Source organism: Pseudomonas sp. ACM7, from assembly GCF_004136015.1.
Taxonomy (GTDB): Bacteria; Pseudomonadota; Gammaproteobacteria; order Pseudomonadales; family Pseudomonadaceae; genus Aquipseudomonas; species Aquipseudomonas frigoris.
This window is the reverse complement of the sequence record NZ_CP024866.1, coordinates 2,647,613-2,662,222: the sequence shown is the minus strand read 5'-3', so window position 1 is coordinate 2,662,222 and position 14,610 is coordinate 2,647,613. Positions and strand designations below refer to the sequence as shown.

The following is a 14,610-nucleotide window of genomic DNA, read 5'->3' as shown; positions in this document are numbered from 1 at the left end:
CAGCTTAAGGCTACAACATTCCCGATCGACACCACTTAAGGGAAACATGATCAAATATGGTGGCTCAAAGCCCTCTCGTTATAGGTCAACAGGTTAGCTCCGGTGATTACCATCAGCGTTCAGCAGAAATTGAAACAGCGTAACCAGATTTTAGAATAGCTTTCGAACTGGTCGGCTGGAGCCATGAAGTAGAACTGATGTAAGCATCCGGCGAAGTCACCTACCCGATCCCAGCTATAACGGCGATGGTGTCCACTTAACCAACGTTGCCACCCATTTCCTGCACAGGAGTATCGAAGTGTACTCTGCATCAGATGGCGCTAAGATGACATCAAAAATCGCCTGCGGAGCGCACGCTATGGCTTCCCCCAAAACACGTACCGGCAAGACGACACCCGCTGCTGGCAGACCAACGGAATACCTCCTCCGTATTGACTCTGGGCAGCTCAGCCCGGTCGCGGTCTACAAGCTCACAGCCAAAGGCTTTGAGCTGAAAAACGTGCAAGCGATGCTTTCGATTTGTAATCTCTATTCAAAGAAAAATATCCTGAGCCGCATCGTGGGCAAGTCACTCAGGAACGTCCACCGTCAGGGCAGCAATAAGCAACCTGTTCGCCTCAACTCTCAGCAGAGCGCTGTAGCCTTTCAGTACGCGTGTGTGCTGGAGCACGCGATCAATGTTTTCGGCGCTCAGACGTTGGCTGAAGAATGGCTTGGACGGCCTTGTAAATATCTGGAAGGCGACGTGCCGCTGGATGTTATCGACAACGCTGTGGGATTCCAGGCAGTGCGGGATTATCTGAAACGCATTGAGTACGGGCTCTATCATTGATCCCCATTACCCTGGTTTGGTCTAGGCAAGGTACGGCGCCTACACCCCGTGGTGTGAAAGGACACTGGAACAGTGGCACTGGAGCCCACAAGCTAAGCCGCTGGAATGCTCTAGGTCCAATGCTTACGCATCGGCATCGCCCTTAATGCTGAAGTTCGGAAGGTGGCTTTGCCGGACACTTACGAACTGATTCTCGTGCGGCCGAACTATTCTGGAGACGTACTCAGATGAAGCTCTTTGATTAAAGCCTTGCGATACCTCAACGGCGTCCCATTGAGTTCGATATATAACAATCGATTTGCCGCGCTTACCAGCATAGGCATCTGATTGCTGGGAAAACATACATAGCCCGTAAACTGTTTATCATTGATATGGACCGAGCCGATGGCCGCTGGTTGTTCTACCAAGGTATCCAGCCATGGATCAGCTACTAGACGAATGAGCGCTTCTGGATATTTGAATCCCTCTGGCTCAATAACACGGCCCCTCAAAATTAAGGTCGCCATTTCCTTGGCATGGTTCTTCCCTTGCCATCGATCTCTAGGGTCAGATAGGTAGAACGACCAGCTGAAATCCCAGCTCGTGATATGTATCTCGTATCGAGCAAATAGCGCCTCTAACCGAGGTCGCCCTCGTTTTTTTAAACACCCAGTCTGAGGGATTTTCGCCATATCCTTCCGTTTCGATCTCTGGAATCAGGGTTTACTCCTACCACTCAGAGTAGTTCGAGATACTCAGCTTGGCTTCGGGATATATCCTGGATACGGGCACTGCCGCCACAGGAGTGCAGGCGAGCCGAACGCGCTGACCGAGCCAACAGCCAGCCAGCTTAAAGAGCCGAACGTGTAATCGACGAACTAAACACCGTTCCCAAAGCGCCTACTGGTAACACCTCCGCTTGATCTTCAATCTGCTGACACCTTCTCCGGGCACAATCAGGGTGGGTGATTGCAATTTCGGTAGTGTGTTTCTCGAACCGGCTTTGTAGCAAGCAAAATCGGCGCACACCAGCTTGCCCATTCCACGGGCCGAGAAAGTTGCGCGCATGACCGCATGACGAGGTTACATGGTCGCTGATTAGCAGCTTGGGAAGTCAGGTCCGAACAGTACTGGGGGCAGACCCAAGTATTGCCTATTCAGGGCACGCTCGAGCAGCTGCGGCTCGCCATCGATAAATTTTGCGCGAGTGCAATCGAGATATCGACGTACTAGCCAGATCAGTTTTACCCGGCTAAAGGCGCTGATCTGGCTCCTTTCTAGCGTAGAGAAAGACCTAAATTCGCCACTCGACCATAGATGGCTCGCTGCTCAGCGAGGTAAACATCAAAAGCATGTCGCTCTGCTTGAGCGTAGCGGGCGGCTTGGTGGTCAAGATCCGAACCGTCGGTAAGCAAGCGCGCCACGGCGGCCCCCTTGACCAAGGCTAATGGCACCCCGCGGCCTAGCAAGGGGTCATAGCTTGCGGCTGCGTCACCGATAACAACCCAGCCTGGCCCGCATAACTGGGAGCGCAAAGAACTGCTCGCCGGGTAGCCGCGGACTGCAGGTAGTTCCCTCCCGTCTATAGAGCTATGTGTCACTTGGGGTAGCAGCTTGGTCCGTCGATGCTCCGCCCAGAACCATGTACTTCGCGAGGATCTATCCTGATTAGCAAGGACGTCGCGCTCGAGGCATAACGCCACGACAAGCTTACGTCCCGGCAGCAGAGCGGAATACCACCAGCCGAACTCAACGGCTTCGATGTGCAGCCTACAATCATGGAACCCCGATGGAGCATCTGGATAGGCTAGCAAACAGACTTTTTGGTCAGTATAGCGTCGTGAGGCCGGCGCAATCTGTCCGGCAGCGCGTCCAGTAGCCTCGATGACGAAGCCAGTCTGAATGATGAATCCGGCGCCGCGCACCTCCCACCCCCCACCCCGACGCTCAGTGTGAAGATCCGTTGCGCCCAAACGGATTTCGGCGCCGCTCGCAATCACTTCGTCCAGCAACCAGCGCTCAAACGCTACACGATCAACCAAGACACCATGACCGAAGGCGTTAAGTACAGCAGGATTCTCATGCACCCCGTTCCCGCCCCATAAAGCGACATTACCTGAGAGCATCGGGAACTGAAGTTGTTTGAAGGAATCCCCTATGCCCAGCCCAGCCAAGGCGCCATGCAGTGTAGGGTCCATGATCTCGCCCGGCTTAAACCCGGGGATGGGCGCCCTTTCCAACAAAGCCACCCGCGCTCCAGATCGCGCCAAAGCGAGGGCGGCACCGCATCCTGCGGGGCCGCCGCCGATCACCACGAAGTCGAAAACTCTATGCATGGACGATCAATCTACTTCAGGGTAACAAGTCAAGCTGCGGGTCGCGTCCCACTTCGACGGACGTTCCATTTTGATCTGTTATGACCACCCCTAATTGGCCGAAGTAATTCACCATGTTCAGCATGCTCTGGGGAGCCTCGGGGTTTTTCCCCACAACAAGCTTGCGCGCCCAGAGCGGTCCTTTGTCCACGTCAGTTCGTCCAGCAATATCCGGGCGTTGTGAGGGCCACCATGCGCCCTGACATTGCATAAAGTCGGCTTGCCAGGGACACGCCATCCGTCCTGAAAGTAGCCCAGGAAGCAGATTCTTCCTTGTCCCGTCCCAATCTGTAAACTGCTCACGGGTCAGTCGGCAGAGGCCAGAAAAGACATCTGGCAGGCGTAGCGAATGCCCGGCCTCTATGCCTGGCAAGAAACCACCGCCGACACATCGCTCTAAGGCTGCCCGGTCCAACTCCTCGGGTAGAGTCAGAGGTTGCCGTCCCGTATCAGCGGCAGGCTGGAAGTCGCCGCTGCGATATCGATTAAGTATGGTTTTCTGACGACTGGTCAGGCTGTACTTCTCCATGCCGTCACATGCCGCTTTTACCGCGTCGTAAATGTCTCCGCGCCTCTTGCGAGCAGCATCACTGTTTCCATTATCGGAAATATCACCAGGCATCAAAAGCAGCGTGTGGACGCGCCACCACCGATCCTGGTTCTCATTGGTCTGGGCCAAGTCGGCGGCTCTATCAATCAGCGGTTTAATGTCCTGCGTAAAAGTGAGGGGACTCGGCAATTGTATATTTATGGCTTGTAAGGCGATGTCATAAAGCGTAGAAACAGCCAGTGTATTAGGCGCAAAGTCGGGCGGCGCGGTGATGACCCATGCTCCTTCCGCCGTGACCGGAGCCGCGGCACCGATCTGAACAGTCGCGTCGACTGCCCCGTCAGCTATATCGTCATACCAGCCAGGGTTGTCGTAGTAATCGACCAAGGCGCGTTCTTGGCCGATAGGGTCCGGCCAACTAAATGCATCGCCAAAGCCGGGAAGGATGATCAGGCGCCCCTCTGCATCGGTGCGCGCCTCGCCAAGATAAATGGGTTTGTTACAAATTGCTCCCTGTGGCTCAGCCCCTTTTGTATACCGAAAATTTGCTCCAGAAACTGCGAGCGCGACTTCGGTACGCAATGAGTCAATTGGTACGTCCTCATTACGTGGGGTACTGCCCTGAATCAGGGTTACCTCGCCCTCGAAATCGATCTCATCCTTTTGAAACTGTGCTGCCTTCGTCGCCGCAAGTCGTACCGACCAGTTGATCTGTGCGTCCGCCGCCGTGATCTCGCGGAGAAGGACTTCTTGGCCGGTCGTCTCGTCGCGTTCGTATTCGAACACGCGGAAACGCACGGCTTGACGACGCATCAGCATGCTCGCGTCCTTGTAGCCGGCGAACGGAACTTCGTTGCCGGCACCATCAATCTCGATGTTGTCAGCCCCCATCGTTTCGCCGGCTATGTAAAAACCTGATCGACTAGGGCCGACCCGAGCAATGCCGATACCGGGATGAATCTTGTAAACGGTCTGCATACCTTACCCCTCCCTTGGAACAGATGAAGCAGAAGAAAACTGTCAGACGAGCGCACCTGCGGCGGCGACATCAGGCCATACGTAATCGGCCATGGCCTTAGCCACAGCTGCTGCTTCGTCGATGAAAAGTTGAGAAGTGTCACTCAGCATGGCGACCTGCCCCGCTATCTGAATCACCTCTGTCTTTAGCACCTCAATGCGGGTAAATACGGCCGATGCGCTATCACTTATCAGCAATGGCCCTCGCATATACGGCATTCCGCATTTCTTTGGCACTCCGGGTGCACCCAGCGTTGCGGGGAGCTCGCCCAGATTGCGAGTCGCGGTCGCCAAGCATTGTTTCATGCACTCAATGGACGCATTAGCCAGTCGGCGACGCACACTATCCGGCGCACCAGTTGGTAGCAGCAGATAGAGCGCGATTGTCAGAACCACAACCTCATACGATCTATCTCCGAGCCGCGCGAAAGCCACGGCAAGGGGATTAGTGATTTCGTCCCCGTCATGCGTGACAGATGCAGCACCGGGCTCCCTATACCAAGGATTCTGGGTAAATGATGAAGTGACCGGATCGGTGAGCTTGGCCGACCGCCATGCCTTAACGAATTTGTCAAAATGGCCGTTCGGACTGCTGCTGAAACCTTCACCCTGCGCCGAGACCTCGACAATTGCTTGAAGGGCTTCAGCCCGACTGCGCACTGGAAATATCTTCAGTGCGCGACCGGGCCTTTCCCAATGTTCCAGAAGGCCGTTGTGTACGGCGCGGTCGGCCTGCAGAAGGTTATCGCTAACGTGCACGCCAGGGACTATGGCCGCCACTTGATCAACAGGGAAGGAATCCCAGGGCTCAACCTGCCCCTCTGGCATCGGTTCATCGGAGTCACGAAGCAGCCAGTAGATCTTCATGTAGAGCAAGCCGACCCGATGAGCTTCCACACTAGCGCCGCCGGTGGAGTTGGTGGCATCCACTAGAATTTGGGGCAGATCTTGACGCTGCTGCTCGTCGAAGTGCGGAGAATTGAGGTCTGGCATCTCGGAAGCACAGTACTTTGCTAGAGAGAATTTAGATGCCGCCTCAAGCTTAAAGTCGAACGGCTTGAAAAAGTGCGTATCGACCCAGTCCAAGCTTCTAAGATGTGGTGAGGAGCCAAAGGAGACGAGTAGGTTCTGCACCGTAAGAAAGTGGCCCATCTCTTCTATTGCGATACGACGCAAGTAGCCCGCTATGTCTGATTCGCCCGCAGTGGCCGCAGCATACATGTACTGGACCATTAGACCGTGCTCGATCTCGGCTGCGTTGAGGAGCAGATCGATCAGTTCTTTATCGGGGGGGAGATTGGATACTGGCAAACCGAGAGTGTTCAGAGCCTCGAACATCGACATCGGTCCAATGGGAAACATGCGCTTCCCGCTGGTCAACTCCAACTCTGACCATTGGTCACGGGCTATCCCGAGATCGCTCTCCGCTTGGAACTCAAAAGATCTGGCGGGTCTGCCAGCAATGGTAGTAGCTGGTTGTGCAATGTCCCCACTCCAGCGGTAGGTCGCCCGATCATTAAGCCTCTGCATATGGAATTCCCTTTGCCGAGCACAATTCGTATGACGCACAACGCTTAGAAAGCAACACCCCAAGTGGAGAACTAACTTCACATGCCGACTCAATTCGTGAGCCAGCTACACAGCCGTAGGGGAGAGTTTTGCTTCGAGGCCGTAGCGATCATTGGATAATAGCTCACTAATTAGGGTGCAACTGTGTATCCGTCCGACAAGTCATCTACCCGGCCCCGCAAAGCGCCATGTCCGTGGCAAATGGGTCTGTGATGACTGCGAAACGCTGGTCCAGGCACCCGTTCCGGCGCAGGTCATCGACAAGGGTATGCCGACCGCCGGGCTACTTGCCCATGCCATGATCGCGAAGTTTGCTGCCCATCTGCCTGTTTACCGTCAGGATCGATTTTTGGTCAAGCCGGCTTGGCGATCCCACGCTCAACTTTGGCTCAATGGGTTCACCAGACGCTTACGGTGATTGTTCCAACAGCGCTACCGAATAAGTAGGGCTGCTTGCAGCGTGGATTGTCCCAATTCATGCTATACGGGAAGTGTCACTGGGCATCTTCTTAGGTGGACCGATAGATAACTCTACGTTCGACCGTTTCAAGGGATTTTACTTCTGATTTGGCAGAGCGATTAAGGGAGGCCGGATGACCGGTGAGAACAAGGACCGCGAGCTAATCGCTGAAGCGGCAGCGGAGTTTGGCGTCGACCCAGACCTACTTGAAGAGCTACTCGGGTTGGCCGAAAAATTTACCACTTTTGCAAATTATGGCGCGAAGGCTGAATTTTCTCGCAATGTTGGTCAAATCCTTGACCAGGCGGCCCTTAGGCAGAGCAAATCGTGAGCGATCCTATTGAGTTCACTTCACTGGAAGTCGAAAACATTTTCGCATATGTAGGACTCAGCCGAATTGATCTAAGCGGTTGTACCGCCGCGCGAAATATGATTGTCATCGCGGGGCGAAACGGCGCTGGTAAAACAAGCCTGCTGAATGCGATCAAGCTTCTGTTTCTTGGATCTGAAAACGAGGAAATGCGCCGGGTTGGCTTTGGCGGAACCGCACTGACCTCAAAGCAATTTGTGATGGGGCAGCCAGGACTTTGGTTTACTTTTGGCATACCTATCAGCTTTGAGGTGTGCTTACTGTTGAAAAAATAGTGAATGATGATTCTGCCAGTAATCACGTAAGATGGCCGCGAATTCATTCACCGTACTATTTTACAAGTCTCTAAACACGGAAATAACACATGAAGATCTTCACTCCATTGCCAGGAGAGTATGTCGCATCGGCATTAAAAAGAGGTAACGAATTGCTCGGCATTAATTCGCTTAAACTCGAGGACTTCTTGATAAAGCCAATACCCAGAGAAGGATTCGGGTTCAGTTTTGGGCATAAGGCGGAATTTAGAGATTATGCAAAATTTGAGTTTCCTCCTTTTTTTATCGAGCAAAATATTTCTGAAGAGATTCTAAATAAACATACTTTATACCCCCTCACCGCGGCCCTAGGAAGGTCTCGCTCTAATACCATAGTCACCCCTACAAGATGGAAAAAAATTTGTACTGATTGCGTGTTCGAAGATTTTGACACTCATGGAACCGCATACATACATCGTAGAAATGTACAATTCTCTGTGCGGCTTTGCAGCGTTCATGGATCAGAGCTGATCGATATATGTCCAACCTGCTCAGTATCTATCGCCAAGCATGATATAACTAAATTTGGACTATGCAGTAGGAAATATAAAAAACCGATATATCAGCCAAACTCTGCAAACCGTCTTTATTCAAAATTTATCGCTGAACTTTTGAACTACAATGGTATCACTCTCAAACGGCATATCGTTGACGGACTCGTACAGGGCAGTTTAATGGTTAAATATAGAAACGCATACATACAAGAAGAAAACTTAATTGAGATCATAAGACGTGAACTGGGAATACGAGCAAAAAGCGCATCTTATCAAACTTTATCCGATGATACGTTCGCCATACTTGCCTTCTTAGCCTGCGAGAGTGCGGAAAAATATCTTGATCTAATAACGAATAAAAAATCCATCGATTTTTTAAGTACGGAAATAAACTCATTACGCAGTTATCAAGTACAGCGATACACTCCTATTAACTAGCTTAGACTGTGGACAAAATGCTGAGTATTTCAGCTTCAGTCATATGAGCCTTTCTGATTCCGGCATACTTAAATACCACACTTGTAGCGCATCGTTCAGATAGCAAAAAATTCTTAACCGCCCACCTAACTTTGCGAATCTGATAATCATGATCAGATTCGAGTAGGCCGTTCATCAAGAGAATACTTTTGGGGAATTTAGAGGGTCTTCTCAGGAAATCATGGCTTTGACCTATCTGCCTGACTAACGAAGATCGCGTGATCTTTTGAGGCTTACCACTTATGGACATTATCTGCTCATTTGCAATTAGCAAGTCGCGAGCAAGAGCAGTGTCTCTAGCTTCCCAGTCGATCTGGCTTTCGCGCTCCCTCAAAAAAGGGTGGGAAGTGACATATTCTTTTAACCATTCTCTATCATGACGGTACAGCCACTGATAACCAGGCTTATCGTGGCACTTGGAGTTCGAACAGCTTAAAAATACTGATCGGTGCGCCTCAAGCTCAGCATCATCGAGAGTCTTGTTCGTATTGTTGCGCCTTGGCACATATTCGTTGCCAGCTTTAGCCAGTGGACAGAAGGACTGGAGCTCGCCTAATCCCAACTCAAGCAGCCAACAAAGGAGGTAAAATTTCAACGGTTGCACGATTGATCTGCGCGGATGCAACATCCGCAACACCCAATCGCATGAGTAAGTGATCTCCTGAAACTCATTGGTGCTTGGGCAGTGTTTGAGCCTCTCCATCAAAAAGGGCCTGAATATTTTCTCTCTGATTCTACCTGATTGAAAAAAACCTAGTTCCACCAGACGGTGTTTCAAGAAGCCCCCGTTTAAAAGCGCCCTTACGCTCGAAGGGTGTTCGAGTCCCCAGAGCTGCATTTCTGCGACGGTACCAGCAGCCGTTGCACCATAAGAATCCATCACAGGAGTTCCAACCGACTCACCCGGTAGCAACATACAGCGCCAGTCTGAACTATGCGGGAAGGTCAGAGACCAAAGAACCTCTCCGTGGTATGGACAGACGCAAGTGCCTGGTGACAGATGAATACGATGCCAGTAAGCGACTCCATACCTCTGGGTATCGTCTTGAACACAGCTCTCGCAGTACCTGAAAGACGCGTGTTTGAGGAACCGCGAGGCAGTAATTCCCAAGCTCATCTTTAAGCCCGTGCCACGATTGCCAGCCATGGCAGCTTTGGCCCCTTCATACGCCGCATCATCGAGAAAGGGCTGATAGAGGGGCAAAAGCGTGAAGCAGTCGATCAGCTCTGCTACCGAATAAAACCCTGCTAATCGCTTGGAAAGTCCGTGTAAACAGCAGGGTAAGATCGAGCCACAAGTTCTCGAATACGTGCCAAAAAGCTCCTGGCTTGTCTGGCGATAACTGTCGTTCGCAGTCAGCCTGTGGTAACGGACGGCCAAACTGTATAGCGATTCATCGGGAAATGACCGGGGAAAAACAAGCAAGCGCTCCATTGACTTGGGCTCCCGCGAACCATGTCACCAGGCAGAGTCCTTATCAACCCAACCACGCTGCTCAAGTTGAGTCTGCACGTCCTCGCCCTTGGAAAAATGGACACTAGGTGCAGACTCGCCGGCGACCGGAATCACCGGCCTACTAACAGCCTTCGTGGCTGGCTTATCGGTAGGTACAGCGGATGCGATCGCAGCCTGAGCAATCAGTGAAAGGTGTGTCCGATCGGCTCGACGCGCCAAATCGTAATTCATCATCTGAGCGATCTGATCCTTTGTAGGCATCATGTCCTCAAAGTCGGCTATCTGCAGCGGATCACCACTTCGTAGAGCCTCAATGGGCTTGTGCAGAAGCCTCATCTGATTGTCATACACCTGCTGCAGAACCTCAGGCGTGACCGAGTCCATGCCTTCCCAAATCGCGTGTCTTTGAGCAAGCATTAGAAGCTTGGCCAGGAAATCTGTGTTGCCTTGGGTGAGATCGTAGATTTTGGAAAGGAGTTCGTCCGTTAACGGAGCACGGGACCTTGTCCAGTCATAGGCCCAAAGCTGTGACACCAGATGCGCCCAAAACGGATCATCCTCGGTGAACCTGTCAAAGGATATCGGTCCCATTCCCGCCGCTCGCCGGGCATTTCGCAAAACACCAGAAAACAGCGGAAGCATTGCGTTTGTGCCGACATGGACCAGTGGGACGCCGGCGTCATTTGATAGCGTCACGAAAAAGTTGAGTAGTTTTTCGCGGTCTTGCCCACCTCGGGACGAGCAAAGATGTTGCATCTCATCAATGATGAGGGCGCCAATGAAGTAGGTTTTGCACAACTGACTGATGTGTTGAAGCATGACACTGATGCTGCGGCCCGTAGCGCCTCTGCCCGAATACTTCTCGATACCTAACGCAGCATCCAATGCCGAGAAGAACGCCGCGCAAAACCCTCGTAGGGAACCGTCGTGCGGGCACTCGATCTTGAGCCAGACCACCTGCGTCTCGATGAAGATCTGCTGCTTGTACTTACTATGGCTGATGACCTGCGGATAAAGCTTGGCGATGGAGTTAAGTGCGGTTGTTTTGCCCATACCACTTAACCCTATCAACGTCATCGTCTCAGCTGTGGACATGAACCCCAGGCCCTTAATCTCAGCAGAGGAAGGTAGGCGGTGCCTGACGGATGACGCAAGCAACGGATTGCGTCCGGTATATCCATATCGGACCAGCTGGCTGAACACATCCTCAAGCCGCAGGTGGATTTCAAAGGGCACAACGACGTCTTTCAGCCTGTTGATACCATGTCCACGAAGCTTAGGATCCAAGGCCCGCTCTGCCTCGTCGGGCCTTGTTGGAAGATTTCCAATGCGCCTGACAACATCAACGTCCGACAGAATTTTGGGGAGGCACTCGATCAGGGGGTTGCCATCGTATTGAGGCATCCCGGTCGGGATGTAATCAGCAGGAGCAAAGCTGAAGTCACTCATGGATTGGTCTCGTTACCCGCGTTGACTACCAGTTTCAGGAACGCAGAGCTTCTTGCAGAACCGGATTTCTGGGTGGTTGGTTTTTGAGTTTCCACCGCAACTGGCCGGTTATCCACAACGCGGAGCTGATTTAGATCAGCGGTATGCTGGTCGCGCTCATTCTGAGCTTCTGTAGCACGCTTTGAGCGCTTGTCCCGTTTGAATTCAGCGTTCGATTTCGGGTCACCTTGGTTCGCGCGTTTGGTTTTTGCCCGATCAAGAATGTCCTCTTGGCGGCCTTTGAGTAGCGCTGCAGTGTTGTCATTTTCATACCGAGCGGCAGGCGAAACTTGATTCAAGATCTTGATCATATCGAGGACCTCCTCCATGCGAAGTCCACCATATTTATGCCGTTGTTGCGGCACTATGGTAAGAGGCTCGAATCCCGCATTAGATTTTATCCAGCAATTCTCTATAGAGTTCGGATCGTAGAAGACTCTAACATACTTTGTTTGAAGACTATGAGAACGCTCCAACCACTCCCCGCGGACTGCTGTTTGACAGGTATACTGTACACCTTGAAAGTTTATTCCACCTCGGCTGATACGGCATTCCTGCGAGGGCAGCAAGGCAATTTTTAGTTCTGCGGGAGATACAATCTTGGTATTCAGAAGGTTGTTCTCCATAGACCAGTTCCAAATGCCTAGCGGAGTTGGTTCTACTGCTGCGGCAATCATCTCCCGATTCAGAAGATGAGGTACTCGGAGGCTTTTGTTGTGAGCCAGCACTCCCACAATCACCATTTCGGTAAATTCATCGATATCGAGGATCGCGTCAAGCTGATAGTCACGATCCCCACGTTCCATTTTTCGAGCGTCCACCCCGCCTGGAACAAATTTCAAATCCAGGTTTTCATTGATCAGACGAAAGCGGCTCTCAATGATGCTTTTCCAGTCTGGCCGAAAAGGTGGCAAAATCTTCACGGCGGTACCCAGAGTGTTTGTCATCGTCTCACCAGCGTAGCTGAGAAGTTCGGCGCGATCTGCAACTAGCTCGACCGGGAGATGAGAGCATGGCCAGTCAGCCTCATCAATATCAATGTTATAGCGCTTGCAGAAATCTTTTTTGGGTGTGTAGGCATTATAGATAGCGTGCCTAGCACCATTCCAACTTGGCCCTTCAAGGCCAACATGTATGCCCACAATCATTCTGGTGAACGTGTCCACCACAACGTACAGTACTGGTCGCCCGATCAACCATAGCCTGTTAACACGATGTACCAGATAGACATCCGCAATAGTCGAATCTATTTCGTACCTATGGCCTGCGCCGACTAACCCTTGAGATGCAGACCCGACTAGCGCCCGATGGTCTTTGTTGTAGCGAATAGCACCGCCACGCTTCTTTAGCTTATAAAGGTCGTCGAAAAATAATTTCCCATTGTATCTCAGCTGGTAAATAGACGGGTAACTGCCTCGTACAACGTTCCCCTTTGAACCATCAGGCTTGGTTTCCCTGTAGAATTTATTCAGCATCCATTTATGAGCGTCCTTTAGCTTGCCGCACTTGCCGCTGGCAACACGCCCGTAAGCCAAGCGAATATGGGCCATGTGACGCTTTTCGAGCATAATTGCGCCATCGTCGCTAACAATGACACCAAGATATTTAGCTGGCCGACCAGGAATAACTCCAGAGCCACGGCTTTTTTCCTTTCCTCGGCCGCCACATGCGATGGTATTCCACAAAAACGCGTTACGAGTCTGCCCCATGCTCCAATATCGGTAAAGAAGTCGATAAATTTGCTTCCGTTCAACTCCCTTCTCCATCGCGTGATTCGCAACTAGAGCGCCGAAATTTGAAGTCAATATGTCTAGGGCATCCTGATTCTCTACCAAACTGCGTACAAGGTGCCAATTTTTGTCTCGGCTATTTTTTTCATTATCGCTCAACTCATCGTCACTTCGAAGCAGGTGAACGGGCACCATCTCTGGACTGATCACCGCCGCACCGGAATCGATTTCTTCGGCCAATAAAGACTTCTCTAGCCTCCATGGCTTAGTCGGATTTGTGCCAAGTTCAATGACTAGGACAAAATCATCTCTTACGCCCAAAATCCTGACAGGTTTCTCCAATAGTTCAGAGCCTTCAACTGGAGAAACGATACAGTTAACTCTTAGGCTAAGCATGATGAGGTACCTCAACTGGTGCTGTAACGACCAAGGATGATTCACTAATCCACACATGCAAAGGTTCAGATAATCTAATCACCCTAGAGGTGAGGTCCGTCTCCAACCGGCCTATCCATAGAAGATGGTGAAAAAGACGTTTAACGCCCATATAATCAATAAAGATGACTCTGGACGCTTTCTCTAATAGTGCCTTGAGTGGGATTTGATCAGTTTTACATCCCGCTATAAAATCGAGCAATTTATCTATGTTTTTGTCTGTAGGCAAAGAGGGATGGATAATCGCATAAGTTCTAAGGATGACAAGATTTGCTATCTTGTTTAGTGGCAGATTTTCGTGAAGAACTAGCTTCCACTCTACCTTCCTCATTGCCCAATATTTTTCTTCGATAGCGAGCTTCTCCATAATCCGATTTTTCTCATCGAAGTCAGCTTCTTCAAACTCTTTCCGATATTTAACAGATCGCGCAGCCAGCCGCTCTTCGCCTTTCGGGTCTACGAAAGTTATTAAAAAGTCAGTTGTCATAACGACTGGAATTTGAGTGCCCGGGTACACAGGGTGAAGAATGTTCAGGCTCGAAGCTATAGCCTGGGTCTCCGCTTGTGTGAAAAGTGGAAACTGCTCCCGAATATCAATAATGGAAGGATCCTGCTCAAGGATCATGTGGTAGTCGCGCTCAGCATTGGACAACAGATGATGGGTACGTAGGAATTTCATTCCTGGCACGAGGTGAGACACACCCTTAGATTTGATATCCCAAACCTTAATCCAGGGCTCATAGGATTCTCTCACCCCTTTTCCGCGGCCCGATTTTATTTTTCTATCAATTTTCTGCTGGGTCATCAGCTTGGAGGAGGCAGGCTTAGCCAATGCAGCGGGGACAGATGTCATTTTACCAGTCGCTCATCATGGGGCGACCCACTCGATCGGAACGGCACAGAAGGTACGTGGCGTGATGAAATGTCAGGAGCGGGTTCTGCCTGGACAACAGTCACAGCGGAGCATAAGGGATTGTGATCCTTAATTTCAGGACCCGCTTCCGCCCCGATATGCGGTCGGGGCAGAGGCTTGTGACAACCTTTATTAACTTGTGACAACCTTT

Annotated in this window: 12 protein-coding genes and 1 pseudogene; 5 read left to right on the top strand and 8 right to left on the bottom strand. The window is 51.3% G+C overall.

Features of this window, described 5'->3' with window-relative positions:
• Positions 1–358 precede the first annotated feature (358 nt).
• Positions 359–832 (top strand): antitoxin Xre/MbcA/ParS toxin-binding domain-containing protein, encoded by a 474-nt coding sequence (locus tag CUN63_RS12485; RefSeq protein WP_129439788.1) that lies wholly within the window; start codon positions 359–361, stop codon positions 830–832.
• 206 nt (positions 833–1,038) lie between these two features.
• On the opposite strand, the gene CUN63_RS32140 is transcribed toward CUN63_RS12485, so the two are convergent.
• The 4 genes from CUN63_RS32140 to CUN63_RS12465 form a co-directional block, all read right to left on the bottom strand.
• The gene (locus CUN63_RS32140) at positions 1,039–1,338 is read right to left on the bottom strand and encodes a hypothetical protein (RefSeq protein ID WP_256657706.1); all 300 of its coding nucleotides are present in this window, start codon (positions 1,336–1,338) and stop codon (positions 1,039–1,041) included.
• A 750-nt stretch (positions 1,339–2,088) separates the two neighbouring features.
• Positions 2,089–3,147, bottom strand: a complete 1,059-nt coding sequence (locus tag CUN63_RS12475; RefSeq protein ID WP_129439784.1) for an FAD-dependent oxidoreductase — start codon at positions 3,145–3,147, stop codon at positions 2,089–2,091.
• Positions 3,148–3,163: 16 nt separating this feature from the next.
• Complete coding sequence (locus tag CUN63_RS12470; RefSeq protein WP_129439782.1) at positions 3,164–4,714, bottom strand: LodA/GoxA family CTQ-dependent oxidase; 1,551 nt, start codon at positions 4,712–4,714, stop codon at positions 3,164–3,166.
• Between the two features lie 42 nt (positions 4,715–4,756).
• Positions 4,757–6,115 (bottom strand): ferritin-like domain-containing protein, encoded by a 1,359-nt coding sequence (locus CUN63_RS12465; protein ID WP_165353250.1) that lies wholly within the window; start codon positions 6,113–6,115, stop codon positions 4,757–4,759.
• 388 nt (positions 6,116–6,503) lie between these two features.
• Between CUN63_RS12465 and CUN63_RS12460 the strand changes: the two are divergent.
• The 4 genes and pseudogenes from CUN63_RS12460 to CUN63_RS12445 all read left to right on the top strand — a co-directional run.
• Positions 6,504–6,730 (top strand): annotated as a pseudogene (locus CUN63_RS12460) (transposase); the annotation flags it as partial.
• Between the two features lie 185 nt (positions 6,731–6,915).
• The gene (locus tag CUN63_RS12455) at positions 6,916–7,113 is read left to right on the top strand and encodes a hypothetical protein (protein ID WP_129439778.1); all 198 of its coding nucleotides are present in this window, start codon (positions 6,916–6,918) and stop codon (positions 7,111–7,113) included.
• Complete coding sequence (locus tag CUN63_RS12450) at positions 7,110–7,427, top strand: AAA family ATPase (RefSeq protein ID WP_165353249.1); 318 nt, start codon at positions 7,110–7,112, stop codon at positions 7,425–7,427. The genes CUN63_RS12455 and CUN63_RS12450 overlap by 4 nt, the downstream gene beginning before the upstream one ends.
• An 89-nt stretch (positions 7,428–7,516) precedes the next feature.
• Positions 7,517–8,398 carry a hypothetical protein gene (locus tag CUN63_RS12445; protein WP_129439774.1) on the top strand — a complete coding sequence of 294 codons (882 nt, stop codon included), beginning with the start codon at positions 7,517–7,519 and terminating at the stop codon, positions 8,396–8,398.
• A gap of 1 nt (position 8,399) precedes the next feature.
• On the opposite strand, the gene CUN63_RS12440 is transcribed toward CUN63_RS12445, so the two are convergent.
• From CUN63_RS12440 to CUN63_RS12425, 4 genes are all read right to left on the bottom strand, one after another.
• Positions 8,400–9,872, bottom strand: coding sequence for a TniQ family protein (locus CUN63_RS12440; RefSeq protein ID WP_129439772.1), 1,473 nt, complete (start codon positions 9,870–9,872; stop codon positions 8,400–8,402).
• Positions 9,873–9,896: 24 nt separating this feature from the next.
• The gene (locus tag CUN63_RS12435; RefSeq protein WP_129439770.1) at positions 9,897–11,342 is read right to left on the bottom strand and encodes an ATP-binding protein; all 1,446 of its coding nucleotides are present in this window, start codon (positions 11,340–11,342) and stop codon (positions 9,897–9,899) included.
• Positions 11,339–13,351 carry a Mu transposase C-terminal domain-containing protein gene (locus CUN63_RS12430; protein ID WP_256657705.1) on the bottom strand — a complete coding sequence of 671 codons (2,013 nt, stop codon included), beginning with the start codon at positions 13,349–13,351 and terminating at the stop codon, positions 11,339–11,341. Before CUN63_RS12430 ends, CUN63_RS12435 begins: the two co-directional genes overlap by 4 nt.
• A gap of 148 nt (positions 13,352–13,499) precedes the next feature.
• A complete protein-coding gene (locus CUN63_RS12425; protein WP_256657704.1) occupies positions 13,500–14,399 on the bottom strand; it encodes a TnsA endonuclease N-terminal domain-containing protein in 900 nt (299 codons plus the stop codon).
• Between the last annotated feature and the right edge of the window lie 211 nt (positions 14,400–14,610).

Bases quoted from the DNA above. Each gene is read 5' to 3' on its own strand.
- CUN63_RS12445 (WP_129439774.1), top strand. From the start codon at position 7,517: ATGAAGATCTTCACTCCATTGCCAGGAGAGTATGTCGCATCGGCATTA.
- CUN63_RS32140 (WP_256657706.1), bottom strand. From the start codon at position 1,338: ATGGCGACCTTAATTTTGAGGGGCCGTGTTATTGAGCCAGAGGGATTC.
- CUN63_RS12455 (WP_129439778.1), top strand. From the start codon at position 6,916: ATGACCGGTGAGAACAAGGACCGCGAGCTAATCGCTGAAGCGGCAGCG.
- CUN63_RS12465 (WP_165353250.1), bottom strand. From the start codon at position 6,115: ATGTTTCCCATTGGACCGATGTCGATGTTCGAGGCTCTGAACACTCTC.
- CUN63_RS12475 (WP_129439784.1), bottom strand. From the start codon at position 3,147: ATGCATAGAGTTTTCGACTTCGTGGTGATCGGCGGCGGCCCCGCAGGA.
- CUN63_RS12485 (WP_129439788.1), top strand. From the start codon at position 359: ATGGCTTCCCCCAAAACACGTACCGGCAAGACGACACCCGCTGCTGGC.
- CUN63_RS12440 (WP_129439772.1), bottom strand. From the start codon at position 9,872: ATGGAGCGCTTGCTTGTTTTTCCCCGGTCATTTCCCGATGAATCGCTA.
- CUN63_RS12425 (WP_256657704.1), bottom strand. From the start codon at position 14,399: ATGACATCTGTCCCCGCTGCATTGGCTAAGCCTGCCTCCTCCAAGCTG.
- CUN63_RS12435 (WP_129439770.1), bottom strand. From the start codon at position 11,342: ATGAGTGACTTCAGCTTTGCTCCTGCTGATTACATCCCGACCGGGATG.
- CUN63_RS12470 (WP_129439782.1), bottom strand. From the start codon at position 4,714: ATGCAGACCGTTTACAAGATTCATCCCGGTATCGGCATTGCTCGGGTC.